This window comes from Azospirillum doebereinerae (assembly GCF_003989665.1).
Classification (GTDB): Bacteria; Pseudomonadota; Alphaproteobacteria; order Azospirillales; family Azospirillaceae; genus Azospirillum; species Azospirillum doebereinerae.
In genome coordinates this window covers 1-12,789 of the sequence record NZ_RZIJ01000059.1, presented here as the reverse complement: position 1 = coordinate 12,789, position 12,789 = coordinate 1, and the positions used below count along the sequence as shown (strand labels likewise).

Below are 12,789 nucleotides of genomic sequence, written 5' to 3'. Positions count from 1 at the left end.
ACTTTGGATGCGAACAGACGTCCGCGTTTTGTGCCGATCCCATTCACGAACCGGAACCAAACGCTCAAACGGTGAAAACCTCACCGCCGCCTGCGCATCCCTTCTCGACTTCACGATCAACAATGTCAAAGATCCATGCCTCGACGACGTTGACGAGCCATCAACCGGTGAACCGGATGATGAGTGCCCGTCGGTCTGGAGATCGGAGGCGCGCAAACCGACCGGTTCGCGCTGGCAGGCAATCTTTCTAGCGGTTTGTCCGGAGCGGGTCAAGCCCTTTTTTCCGTCCTCTTCACCGATGCCTCGGCGAAGCCCCTCTTGAAAACACCCACTGCCCCGATCCTTCTGGGGCTTTCAACCGTCGTCGTCGTCCCTGTCGGGCGCCGCCGTCGGCTGAGGAGCGGGCTTATACGCAGCCATTTCCTCCCCGTCCAGAGGAAAAACGAACATCGCCTGATTTTTTCGGAAACCCCTCTTTCATCGGGCGGAGTTTGGCCGAAGGCGATAGCCGTGGCTCATGGGACGAGCCCGCTTGATCTTGCTCGCGTCTCCCGTTCAAATCGACCTCTGCCTTTGGGAATGGAGATTCGATGACGCTCGATCTTGCGCGGCTGCGCACTGAAACGCCGGGCGTCGCCCACCGCGTCCACCTCGACAACGCCGGCGCCAGCCCGATGCCGACGCCGGTGCTCGATGCGATGACCGCTTATCTGCGGCGGGAGTCCGAGATCGGCGGCTACGAGGCGGCGACGGAATTGGCGGCGCGGTTGGACGGCGTCTACGACAGCATCGCCCGGCTGGTTGGCGGCGCCCGCGACGAGATCGCCCTGACCGAGAACGCCACCGTCGCGTGGCAGATGGCCTTCTACGCCCTGGCCACGACGTTCAAGCCCGGCGACCGCATTCTCACCGCCCGCGCCGAATACGCCGCGAACTACGTGGCGTTCCTTCAAGTGGCACGACGCACGGGCGCGGTGGTCGAGGTCGTCCCGGACGACGCCGATGGCGCGCTCGACCCGCAGGCGCTGGAGCGCATGATCGACGGCCGCGTGCGCCTGATCGCCATCACCTGGGTGCCGACCAACGGCGGTCTGGTCAACCCGGCCGCCGCCGTCGGGCGCGTCGCGCGGGCGCACGGCATCCCCTATCTGCTCGACGCCTGCCAAGCGGCCGGGCAGATGCCGGTCGACGTCGAGGCGCTCGGCTGCGACCTGCTGTCAGCGACGGGGCGCAAGTTCCTGCGCGGGCCGCGCGGCAGCGGGTTCCTCTACGCGCGGCGCGACCTGATGCGGCGCCTCGAACCGGCGATGATCGACCATTTCGCCGCCCCCTGGGTGGCGCCCGACCGCTACGAGCTGCGCCCTGACGCCCGCCGGTTCGAGAGCTGGGAAAACAATTACGCCGCTCGGCTGGGCTTGGGCGTTGCGGTGGACTACGCGCTGGAGATCGGGATCGAGGCCATCGCCGTCCGCTGCCAAGCGCTGGCGGGCCAGCTCCGCAGGTCGCTCAGCGGGATCGCGGGCGTGACGGTGCACGATCTCGGGCGGCATCCGGCGGCCATCGTCGGCTTCTCGCTCGACGGGCGGGAGGCCGGCCCCGTGAAGGCCCACCTCGCCGGGTTGGGGATCGGCGTCGGCAGTTCCCAGCCGTCGAGCACGCTGCTCGACGCGACGGCGCGCGCCCTACCGACGCTGGTGCGCGCCTCGCCGCACGCGTTCAACACGGAGGAGGAGATCGAGACCCTGGCCGCCGCCATCCGCGCGCTGCGCTGAGACGCGGAGTCAGGCGCCGCCCTCCCGCTCCCGCAGCACCAACACCCGCAAAGTGTTGCGGTCGGCCTTGCCGGTGCGGCCGAGCGGCAGGTCGGTCCCGATATGGATCACGTCGGGCAGCTTGAACCGCTCGATCCGCTCGGCGGCCCAGGCCAGCAGGGCAGCGCGATCGAGGTCCGCGCCGGGACGCGGCACCAGCAGGACGTGGATCCGCTCGCCCAGCAGTTCATCCGGAACGCCGGTCGTCAGCGCGGCGGCAACGTCGGGATGAGCGGCGAAGAGACGGTCGATCTCCAGCGGTACGATTTTGTTGCCGCCACGCGAGATGATCTCCTTGGAGCGGCCGACCAGTTCGACGAAGCCGTCCGCCCGTTGACGCGCCAGATCGCCGGTGCGGAAATGGCCATCCGTGAAGGAGGCCTCGGTCAGCTCCGGGTTGTCGAGATAGCCGAGCATCCCGAACGGGCTGCGGATCAACAGTTCCCCCACGCCCTCGCCGCCGTCCCCGCCTTGGGCGATGCGGTGCTCCACCCCGCCGGTCGTGCGCCCGATGGAGCCGGCTCCCACCGCGTGGTCGCCGGGTTGCAGGCAGAAGTCGCAGGAGCCGGTCTCGGTCAGGCCGTAGAGATCGAAAATCCCGGCCTCCGGCCACGCCGCCGCGATCCGCTGGCCCAGCCCGCCGCCGAGCGGTTCGCCACCGGTGAGGATCTGCCGCAGTTCCGGCGCCCGCCCCGCCCCGTCCGGATCGGCGAACAGCGCCCGCATCATCGTCGGCACGAAGGCCGCCGTCGTTGCCCCGTCGGCCAACGCGTCGCGCGCCAAGGCGGGGGTGAATTTCGGCATCATGCGCAGCCGCGCGCCGGTCGTCATCGCCAGCAGCCCAACCCAGATCCCGAAAATGAAGGTGATCTGGAGCGGCAGCAGCACGACCGAGCGCTCTGTGAAACCCAGCATCCCCTGCAAGGCGCGGATTTTGCCGGCGAAACGCTCGTGCCCCAGCACCGCCCCCTTGGGCGCGCCGGTCGAGCCCGAGGTGAAGATGACCAGCGCCGCGCCGCTCAGCAGCGGCCGGTCGGCCGGCGCAGACCCATCGGTCGCCACCGTTCCCGCCGCGCCCTCCACCGTCAGCCGCGCGCCGGTCCGCTCGCGGATGTCGCGCCGGGTGGCGTCGAGCGCGCGGGCGTGGAGCGGCACCACCACGCCGCCCGCCAGCCAGACGCCGAGGAAGCTCGCGAGGTCGGCGGCGTTGCCGTCGACCTGGACGATCACCGGCTCGTCGGGACGGATCCCCGCCCCACGCAGCCGTTCGGCGACGGCCTCGGCGTGGGTCCGGATGTCGGCCGCCCGCAAGCTGCGGGTGGGATCCTCGACGCAGGGGTTCCGCCCGTCGCGGAAGGCATCGAGGAGAAGGGCGGCCAGCGCCGGGATCGTCATGTCCCCTCCTCCACCCCGTTCTCTGGCGGAAAGCGGGCGTCACGCCAAGCCAGCGCGGCCCTCAGCCCCTCGCGGCGGGCGATCTCCATGAATTGGATCTTGTCGGGACAGCCCTCGCCCTCGATGTGCAGGTCGATGTCGAGCGCCGCCTCCAGCGCCTCGCCCATGCCCATGATCGCGAAGGTTCGGTTCAGCGCGTGCTTGGTCTGGCGCATCAGCGTCGGATCGACGGCGGCGACGTGGCGGGCCAGCGTCAGCGCCGTGCGCTCCAGCGTGTCGGCGGGGACGATCCGGTTGACGATACCGATGCGCTCCGCCTTCTCGGCCGTGATGCGGTCGGCGCCGGTCATGATGATCTCCTTGGCCAGCTTCGGCCCGGCGATCCAGGGCAGCAGCATCACGACGATGCCGGCCCCGAACTTCAGCTCCGGCTCGCCGAACACGGCGGTGTCGGCGGCGATGGTCATGTCGCAGGCCAGCGCCAGTTCGAAGGCCCCGGCCAGGCAGTGGCCGTTGACGGCGGCGATGGTCGGCTTCGGGAAATGCCAGAAGCGCATCACCGTGTCGAAATCCTTGCGCAGCAGACCGCGCCACTGGCCGATCCCCTGGGGCCGTTTCTCCATCTGCTCCTTCAGGTCGAAGCCGGAGGAGAAGGCGCTGCCCGCCCCGGTGACCACCACCGCCCGCAGCCGGTCGTCGGCCTCCACCGCGTCGAGCGCGGCGTTGATCTCGCCCAGCATGGTCTGGTTCATCGCGTTCAGGCGTTCCGGCCGGTTCAGCACCAGCCACGCGACGTCGCCGCGCTCCTCCAGCCGGATGGTGTCGTAGGTCATGCCCTGAAAGCCCTTTTTTGGAAGTTGGAGCGGGGGCGGCGCCTTTCAGCGGCGACCGCCGGCGATGCGGACGGCGGCCGGATGCGCGCGCAGCCGCAGCATGGCGAGCGTGCCCAGCGCCGGCCCGATGGCGAGAAACGCAAAGGCGTAGCGCCAGCCGACCAGATCCACCGCGTAGGGGATCAGATGGATGCTGACCAGCGTCAGCAGGAAGCCGACGCTGGTCTGGAGCGTCAGCATGGTGCCGATCAGCGAGCGGTCGGCCAACTCGGCGACGGTGGCGGAGAACTGCCCGCTGTCGGCGATGACGGTGACGCCCCACAGCAGCCCGACCGCGACGATCGCCCAGGGCGGCCCGCCGAACAGAAAGCCGATGGTCAGCGCGCAGGCCCCGCTGACCAGCATGGCGGCCGAGGTGACCAGCGTCCGCCCCCAGCGGTCGGCGCACCAGCCACCGCCGAGCGCCCCCAGCGCGCCGGCGCCGACGATGGCGAAGGTGGCAAGCTTCGCCGCCCCGCCGGCGCCCTCCGGCATGACCAGCACGAAGCTCTCGTTCAGGAACAGGGCCAGCCACGCCCACATGGCGTACAGCTCCCACATGTGCCCGAGATAGCCGAGGTTGGCGAGGCGCAGCGGGTAATTGCGCCACGCCTCCAGCGCGTTGCCGAGCCGCAGCGGCGGCGCCTTGGCGACGTGCGGGCCTATGGCGACGAAGCATACCGCCACCGCCGCCAGCAGCGCCCCGGCCGAGGCCGCGACGTAGGGCACCCGCCAGTCGACCCCGCCCAGCACCGCCAGCAGATGCGGCGAGGCCGAACCCAGAGTCAGCGCCGCGATCAGCAGCCCGATCAGCAGGCCCAGATCGCGCTCCGCCCAGGTCGCCGCCATCTTCATGCCGACCGGGTAGACCCCGGCCATGCACATGCCGGTGACCAGCCGCAGGACCGGCAACAGGACGCTGGTCGGCTCCAGCGCCAGGATCGCCAAATTGGCCAGCGCCGCGACCAACGCGCTGGCGGCGAACAGCCGGCGCGGGTCAAGGCGGTCGGGAAGGCTGAGCAGGGCGCTGGTCAGCGTGCCGACCACGAATCCCGCCTGCACGCTGCTGGTCAGCAGCGCCTCGTGGAACGGCCCCAGCGTCCAATGCGCCTTGATGTCGGCGAGCGATGCGGTGGTGGCGAACCACACGGACATCGCCGACACCTCGGCGATCAGCAGAAGGGTCAGCGAGGCGGCCTTGCCCGCCCTCCCCTTCGCGACGTTCGACGACACGGCGTCCATGCCTTCCCCCCGGTTCCGCTTACTTCTTCGCCGTGATCATCGGGCATTCCGACGTGGCGAGCGGACGGAAGGCCTGATCGCCGGGGATGGTCTGCACCAGCTTGTAATAGTCGTAGGGACCCTTCGATTCCGCCGGCTTCTTGACCTCGAACAGGTACATGTCGTGGATGGTGCGGCCGTCGGCGCGGACGCTGCCCTTGCCGAACAGGGCGTCGTCGGTCGGCATCGCCTTCATCGCGGCGACCGCCTGCTGGCCGCTGCGCGCCTCCTTCTTGTCGGGCATCGCCGCGACCGCCTTCATCCAGTGCAGGACCGACGCGTAGGTCCCCGCCTGGTTCATCGTCGGGTAGCGGCCGTTGGTGCGCTGGACGAAGCGCTTGGTCCAGTCCCGCGTGCCCGGATTCATGTCCCAGTAGAAGGCTTCGGTCAGCAGCAGCCCCTGCGCCGTCTCCAGCCCGATGGAATGCACGTCGGTCAGGAAGACCAACAGCCCGGCCAGCTTCTGCCCGCCGCTGGTGACGCCGAACTCCGCCGCCTGCTTGACCGAGGCCACGGTGTCGCCGCCCGAATTGGCGAGCGCGATGATCTTGGCCCGGCTGTTCTGCGCCTGGATCAGGAAGGAGGAGAAGTCGGGAGTCTGGAACGGCGTGCGCACGCTGCCCAGCACCGTGCCGCCGTTGGCCTTGATGATCTCGACGGCGTCGCGTTCCAGCGAATGGCCGAAGGCGTAGTCGGCGGTCATGAAGTACCAGCTGTCGCCGCCTTGCCCGATCACCGCCTTGGCGGTGCCGTTGGCGAGCGCCCAGGTGTCGTAGGTCCAGTGGATGTTGTTGGGGGTGCAGGCCTTGCCGGTGAGGTCCGAGGTGCCGGCGCTGGCCACCAGGAAGACCTTGTCCTTCGCCTTCGCGATCTCCGACACCGCCAGCGCGATGGAGGAGGTCGGCACATCCGCCACCACGTCCACCCCCTGCTGGTCGAACCAGGACCGGGTGATGGCGGCGCCGACGTCGGTCTTGTTCTGGTGGTCGGCCGCGACGATCTCGACGCGGAAGCCCTTGGCCTCCGGTTTGTAATCCTCCACCGCCATCTTCGCCGCCTCGACCGAGCCGAGCCCGGCGATGTCGGAATAGAGGCCGGACTGGTCGTTCAGCACGCCGACCCGGAAGACCGGGAGATCCTGCGCCGCCGCCGGCAGCGCGCCGGCCATGACGGCCGTGGCGACCGACACCGCCCATGCGGTCTTGAGGCTGGCCTCTTTGAAAAGACGCATCGCTTTCCTCCCATCGGTTGGCCCGCCATCGCGGTCCGCCACCGGGCGTCGCCGGTCGCGCGGAGGGCGGCCGGAAATCCACGCCATGGCGGCTGGACGAGGGGGCCGGCGGGACCGTCCGGTCCGCCGTTTTATGTTCTGACCGGGACAGTTGGCTCCCCAAACATACATTTGTCAAACGAATAAACCGATGACGTTTGTCGTCTCGAAATGGCGTGCGCTGTGTTAGAATGCGGGCGGAATTCGTGCTGGAAGAAGGCGGGCGAGCATGCCGGTGGAGTTCGAGAGCGTCGTCACGGTCAGCGCGGCCAAGCAGATCGCCGACACCCTGCGGGCGGCGATCATGGACGGCCGCCTGAAGGTGGACGAACGCCTGCCGACCGAAGAGGAACTGGCCCAGCGCTTCAAGGTGTCCCGCCCGACGGTGCGCGAAGCGCTGAAGCGGCTGGCGGCGCAGCATCTGATCCGCTCGCGGCGGGGACCGACCGGCGGCAACTTCGTCGCCAGCCCGGCCCCGGAGGACGCGGCCCTGTCGCTCGCCAACGCGACGACGCTGATGGTCGCGGTCGGCGACATCCAGCTCGACGACATGGCGACCGCGCGGCTGGAGCTGGAGGGCGTTTGCTGCCGGCTGGCCGCCGCCACGCGCACCGACGCGCAGCTCGACGCGATGCGGACCGAATTGGCGCGCCAGCGCGACGTGTCCCTGACGGACGAGGAGTTCTGCGCCTCGGACGTGCGCTTCCACCGCGCTTTGGTGGACGCGGCCGGCAATTCGCTGCTGTCCTTCCTGATGCACGCGGTGGTCGAGGCGCTTCAGCCGGTCAGCAACATGATCATCTTCCGGGTGCGCGAGCGTCAGGCCATCGTCGGCTTCCACGAGCGCATCCTGCACGCCCTGGAAAGCCGCGACGCCGAGGCCGGGGTCGCGGCCCTGGCCGATCTGGTCGACTACACCCGCGACCGCACCCGCGCGGCGCTGGACCGCCGGGCCGAACGCGTGGGCTGAACGCCCGTCGCGCCCGGCGTCCGGCCCTTTCTCAGGCGTTCAGATCCAACACGACACGGCCGCGAATCTGGCCGGCGACGATCTTCTCCGCCAGTTCCGGCAGCGCGGCGAAGGGCTGGACCTCGTACATCGCCGCCAGATGGGCGGGATCGAGATCGCGCGCCAGCCGCGCCCAGGCGACCGCACGCCGGGCCGCCGGGGCCATCACCGAATCGATACCGAGCAGCGCCACGCTGCGCAGAATGTGGGGCAGCACCGTGCCCGGCAAGTCGGAGGAGCCCGCCAGGCCGCAGGCCGCGACGGCGCCGCCCCAGACGGTCTGCGCCAGCGCGTTCACCAGCGTCACGCCGCCGACCGAATCCACGCCCCCGGCCCAGCGCTCCTTCTGCAGCGGCGGCCCCTTTTCCAGCAGGGCGGCGCGGTCGATGAAGCCGGTGGCGCCCAGCCCCTTCAGATAATCGTGGGTTTCCGGCCGCCCGGTGGAGGCGGTGACCGCGTAGCCACGCTTGGCGAGCAGGGCGACCGCGACCGAGCCGACGCCCCCGGCGGCGCCGGTGACCAGCACCTCCTTGCCGCCCGGCTGAATGGCGCCCCAGTTCTCCAGCGCCTCGACGCAAAGCGCGGCGGTGTAGCCGGCGGTGCCGATGCCCATCGCCTGTTCCAAGGTGAAGGCGTCGGGCAGGCGGATCAGCCACTCCGGCTTGACGCGCTGGAAGCGGCTGTAGCCGCCCCACTGGGTCTCCGACAGACCCCAGCCGTTGACGACGACCCGGTCGCCCGGCTTCCAGTCGGGGGAGCGGGATTCCACCACCGTGCCGGCCAGATCGATGCCCGCCACCATCGGCGGCTTGCGGGCGATCTTGGCCTTGCCGGACACGGCCAGCCCGTCCTTGTAGTTGACCGTCGAATAGGCGACCTCGACGAGGACGTCGAGGTCGGGAAGGTCGGAAAGCGCGAGTTGCTTGAAGCCGCCCTTGGGCTTGCCGCCCTCATCCTCGATCACGAACGCGTTGAACAGCTCGGACATGCTGACCGCTCCCTCTCGACGTATAAGGTTGTGCTTATGTTGGGAGCGGCGGATGGGAACCCCAAGGACGCCGGTCCGATGGCACCGACGATACAAACCCTATCAATATAGGTCAAACAAATTATGGTCAGCGGAATTTGCCGCTAATACCCCCGGCTGCGGTCGACCACGTTGACCATCGGCTGCCCCGCCTGATGGCGGCGGATGTTGGCGAGCAGGATGTGGGCAGCGGTCTCCGGCTGGGTCATGCTGGCGATGTGGGGCGTCATCAGGATTTTCGGATGGGTCCAGAAGGGGTGGCCGGGCTGCGGCGGCTCCTGCGCGAACACGTCGAGCACCGCACCGGACAGATAGCCGGAGTCCAGCGCCTCCAGCAAATCGGCTTCCACCAGATGCCCGCCGCGCCCGACGTTGACCAGTGTCGCGCCCTCCGGCAGCCGGGCGAAGAGGCTGCGGCCGAGGATGCCCCGCGTCTCTTCCGTCAACGGCAGCAGGCAGATCAGGACGTCGCACTGGCCGAGAAACGCCTCCAACTGATCCGCTCCGAAGAAGCCGGTCACCCCGTCGAGGCTGCGGGGCGAGCGGTTCCAGCCGAACAGCGGGAAGCCCAGCGGCTTCAGCGCGGCCAGCGCCGCCTGCCCCAGATTGCCCAGCCCCATCACGCCGACGCGGCGCCGGGAGGCGGGAATCAGTCGGCGCGGCGCCCAGACGCCCCGGCGGCGGTCGTCGATGTAGCCGATCATGTGCCGGTGCGCCGCCAGCGTGGCGAAGGTCACGTATTCCACCATGCCGTCGGTCAGGCTCGGCTCGACCATGCGGACCACGGGGATCGCGGGCGGGATGATCGACAGGTCGAACTGATCCACCCCGGCGGCGACGGAGAAGACGACTTCCAGGTTCGGGAAGCGGCCGGCGATGTCGTCGGGCGGCTGCCACGCGGTGAGGTAGCGCACGTCCGCCGGGTCGCCGATGTCGGGCCAGATGCGGAACGGCAGGTCCGGCGCCTCGCGCGCGAAGAAATCCCGCCACTCGTAGCCGCGCGCAAGTTCCGCCTTGTACAGTATCGTCATCGACCGTCTCCAACGCCGGACGCGGATCCGCATCCTGGTTCCGCCAGTCTATTTCGACACCGAACCGACAAGTCAACCGGTCCGTCGGCCGATGTCGCGGCGATGATCCCCGTGTTCGAGGATATGAAACTTCGCCCTCTCTGCTTGCCGTTCTTTTCCGGTTTCGCCGCAACCCACCCGCGAACACTGGGAAAAGAGCAGACCGCCCACCCGCGCAGCCCTGCCAGAACGGCGCGGCGGGGAACCGGGGTCGCCGGGTCCCTGTTGCGGACCATGACACGGCGGCGCCCCGCGGCTGCCCGCCAAACCCTTCGCGGAACGGAGTTTTTCATGGCACGCACGGCTTCGGACATCCTGGTGGACGTTCTGGTGGATTGGGGTGTCGACACGGTGTTCGGCATCCCCGGCGACGGCATCAACGGGATCGTCGAAGCGCTGCGCCGCCGCCAGGACGACATCCGCTTCGTCCAGGTCCGCCATGAGGAGGCCGCCGCCTTCGCCGCCTGCGGCTACGCCAAGTTCACCGGCAAGCTCGGCGTCTGCATCGCCACCTCCGGCCCCGGCGGGCTGCACCTGCTGAACGGGCTGTACGACGCCAAGCTCGACCACCAGCCGGTGCTGGCGATCACCGGGCTGCAGTACCACGACCTGATCGGCACCCACACCCAGCAGGACGTGGAACTGGACAAGGTCTTCCAGGACGTGTCCCTGTTCAACCAGCGCATCATGGGGGCCGCCCACGTCGCCAACATCACGACACTCGCCTGCCGCACCGCGCTGGCCCATCGCGGCGTCGTCCACATCACCATGCCGGTCGATCTCCAGGAGCAGGCCGCCTCGGACGACACCCGCGCGCCGCGCAACGTCAAGGGCCACACCAACGCCCTGTTCGCCCCCGAACTCCCCGTCCCGTCCGAGGCGGAGACACGCCGCGCGGTGGAAATCCTCGACGCCGGCCAGCGCATCGTCATCATGGCCGGCCAGGGCGCCCTGAAGGCCACCGACCAGTTGGAACGCCTCGCCGAGAAGCTGGGTGCGGTGATCGTCAAGGCGCTGCTGGGCAAGGCGGCGGTGCCGGACGACAGCCCCTTCACCACAGGGCAGATCGGCCTGCTCGGCACGGCGCCGTCGCAGACCGCGCTGGAGACCTGCGACACCCTGCTGATCGCCGGCTCGACCTTCCCCTACATCGAATATTACCCGAAGCCGGGGCAGGCCCGCGCGATTCAGATCGACCTCGACGCCGCCCGCATCGGTCTGCGCTACCCGACCGAAGCCGGGCTGGTCGGCGACTGCGCGCTGGCTCTCGACATCCTGACGCAGCGGGTGAAGCGGCACGACGACCGCTCCTTCCTGGAAACGGCCCAGGCCGGCAAGGCCGACTGGATGAAACTGATGGAGGAGCGCGGCACGCGCCAAGACCTGCCGATGAAGCCGCAGGTCGCCGCCTGGGAACTCGGCAAGCGGTTGACCGACACCGCCATCGTCGCCTGCGACAGCGGCACCATCGCCACATGGTGGGCGCGCCAGATCCCGGTCAAGCGCGGGCAGATGCACACCCTGTCCGGCAATCTGGCGACCATGGCGCCCGGCCTGCCCTACGCCATCGCGGCGCAGATCGCCTACCCGGACCGTCAGGTGATCGCCTATGTCGGCGACGGCGGCTTTTCCATGCTGATGGCCGATTTCGTCACGGCGGTGAAGTACAAGCTGCCGATCAAGGTCATCATCAACAACAACAGTTCGCTCGGCCAGATCCGGTGGGAGCAGATGGTGATGCTCGGCAACCCCGAATACGTCTGCGACCTGCACCCCATCGACTTCGCCAAGGTTGCCGAGGCCTGCGGCGGCACCGGATTCACCATCCGTGATCCCAAGGAGTGCGGCGCCACTCTCGACGCCGCGCTCGCCCATCCGGGGCCGGTGGTGGTCGATTGCCTCGTCGACAACAACGAGCCGCCGATGCCGGCCAAGGTCGAGGCCAAGCAGGCCCTCCACTTCGCCGAGGCGCTGGCGCGCGGCACGCCGGACGCGCTGGGCCTCGCCGCGACCATGTTCAAGAACCGCGCCCGCGAGATCATCTGACCTGACGAAATCCCCAATTAAGAAAGGACCCGCCATGCAGCGTTTCCAGAACAAGGCCGTCATCGTCACCGGCGCCGCGTCGGGCATGGGCGAGGCGACGGCCCGCCGCTTCTCCGAGGAGGGCGCGATGGTCGCCCTGATCGACCGCAACGAGGAAGGACTGCGCAGGCTCGCCGCCGACCTGCCGGCCGAGCGGACCCTGGTCCACCCCACCGACGTATCGGACTCCCGGGCGGTCGACGCCATGGTCCAAGCGGTGGTGGAACGCTTCGGCCGGCTCGACGTGATCGTCAACAACGCCGGGGTCCACGCGGCGGGCGAGCCGGATGGCATCACCGACGCGCAATGGCGCGACGTGATGAATACCGACGTGGACGGCGTCTTCTACGGCTGCCGCGCCGCCATCCCGCATCTGGCGAAGACCAAGGGCTCCATCGTCAACACCGCCTCGGTCTCCGGCACCGGCGGCGACTGGGGCATGAGCCCCTACAACGCGGCCAAGGGCGCCGTGGTGAACCTGACCCGCGCGCTGGCGCTGGACCTCGGCAAGAAAGGCATCCGCGTCAACGCCGTCTGCCCCAGCCTGACGCGGACCGGCATGACCGAGGACATGCTGAAGGACAAGGACTTGGTCGCCAAGTTTGAGGAGCGCATTCCGCTCGGCCGAGTCTGCGAACCCCGCGAGGTCGCCGCCGTGATCGCCTTCCTGGCGAGCGACGACGCCAGCTTCGTCACCGGCGCCAACATGCCGGTGGATGGCGGGGTGTCGGCCTCGAACGGCCAGCCGGCGCAGGGCTGAACGACGGTGTTTCCGGAAAGCGTGGGGAATTGTGGCGCGGCTCACAGCCGGGGAATCGGGTGCGGGGTAGGGTTTGGTCATCGAGACGGCGACACGCAAGACGGCCCACGGGGCCAGCGGAACCGGTCTCGGCTCCCTTCCCAAACCCTGAACGACAAGGAACTCCCGCCATGCTCCGCACCGCCCTGCTCTCCGGCTTCGCCACCCTC

11 protein-coding genes are annotated in these 12,789 nt (G+C 69.2%); 4 read left to right on the top strand and 7 right to left on the bottom strand.

Annotation, left to right across the window (positions count from 1 at the left end):
- Positions 1-273: hypothetical protein (locus tag EJ913_RS32250; RefSeq protein ID WP_211099084.1), on the bottom strand; the 273-nt coding region annotated here is incomplete at its 3' end.
- 317 nt (positions 274-590) lie between these two features.
- Between EJ913_RS32250 and EJ913_RS30955 the strand changes: the two genes are divergently transcribed.
- Positions 591-1,772 carry an aminotransferase class V-fold PLP-dependent enzyme gene (locus EJ913_RS30955; RefSeq protein WP_127005184.1) on the top strand — a complete coding sequence of 394 codons (1,182 nt, stop codon included), beginning with the start codon at positions 591-593 and terminating at the stop codon, positions 1,770-1,772.
- Between the two features lie 9 nt (positions 1,773-1,781).
- Here EJ913_RS30955 and EJ913_RS30950 read toward each other — a convergent pair whose 3' ends face one another.
- From EJ913_RS30950 to EJ913_RS30935, 4 genes are read right to left on the bottom strand one after another with little or no spacing between them, the layout of a single operon-like run.
- Positions 1,782-3,206, bottom strand: a complete 1,425-nt coding sequence (locus EJ913_RS30950) for a class I adenylate-forming enzyme family protein (protein WP_127005183.1) — start codon at positions 3,204-3,206, stop codon at positions 1,782-1,784.
- Entirely contained in the window at positions 3,203-4,039 is an 837-nt protein-coding gene (locus EJ913_RS30945; RefSeq protein WP_127005182.1) for an enoyl-CoA hydratase/isomerase family protein, read from the bottom strand. Before EJ913_RS30945 ends, EJ913_RS30950 begins: the two co-directional genes overlap by 4 nt.
- Positions 4,040-4,084: 45 nt before the next feature.
- Positions 4,085-5,320 (bottom strand): MFS transporter, encoded by a 1,236-nt coding sequence (locus EJ913_RS30940; RefSeq protein ID WP_127005181.1) that lies wholly within the window; start codon positions 5,318-5,320, stop codon positions 4,085-4,087.
- A 19-nt stretch (positions 5,321-5,339) separates the two neighbouring features.
- A complete protein-coding gene (locus EJ913_RS30935; protein WP_127005180.1) occupies positions 5,340-6,590 on the bottom strand; it encodes an ABC transporter substrate-binding protein in 1,251 nt (416 codons plus the stop codon).
- 268 nt (positions 6,591-6,858) lie between these two features.
- Between EJ913_RS30935 and EJ913_RS30930 the strand changes: the two genes are divergently transcribed.
- Positions 6,859-7,599, top strand: coding sequence for a FadR/GntR family transcriptional regulator (locus tag EJ913_RS30930; RefSeq protein WP_127005179.1), 741 nt, complete (start codon positions 6,859-6,861; stop codon positions 7,597-7,599).
- 31 nt (positions 7,600-7,630) lie between these two features.
- On the opposite strand, the gene EJ913_RS30925 is transcribed toward EJ913_RS30930, so the two are convergent.
- Entirely contained in the window at positions 7,631-8,626 is a 996-nt protein-coding gene (locus tag EJ913_RS30925) for an MDR family oxidoreductase (RefSeq protein ID WP_127005178.1), read from the bottom strand.
- A gap of 143 nt (positions 8,627-8,769) precedes the next feature.
- Positions 8,770-9,696, bottom strand: coding sequence for a 2-hydroxyacid dehydrogenase (locus EJ913_RS30920; RefSeq protein ID WP_127005177.1), 927 nt, complete (start codon positions 9,694-9,696; stop codon positions 8,770-8,772).
- Positions 9,697-10,026: 330 nt separating this feature from the next.
- On the opposite strand from EJ913_RS30920, the gene EJ913_RS30915 reads away from it, so the two are divergent.
- Together EJ913_RS30915 and budC are read left to right on the top strand one after the other, a co-directional pair.
- Entirely contained in the window at positions 10,027-11,781 is a 1,755-nt protein-coding gene (locus EJ913_RS30915; RefSeq protein WP_127005176.1) for a thiamine pyrophosphate-dependent enzyme, read from the top strand.
- Between the two features lie 34 nt (positions 11,782-11,815).
- Positions 11,816-12,580 (top strand): meso-2,3-butanediol dehydrogenase, encoded by a 765-nt coding sequence (gene budC, locus EJ913_RS30910; RefSeq protein WP_127005175.1) that lies wholly within the window; start codon positions 11,816-11,818, stop codon positions 12,578-12,580.
- Positions 12,581-12,789: the final 209 nt, after the last annotated feature.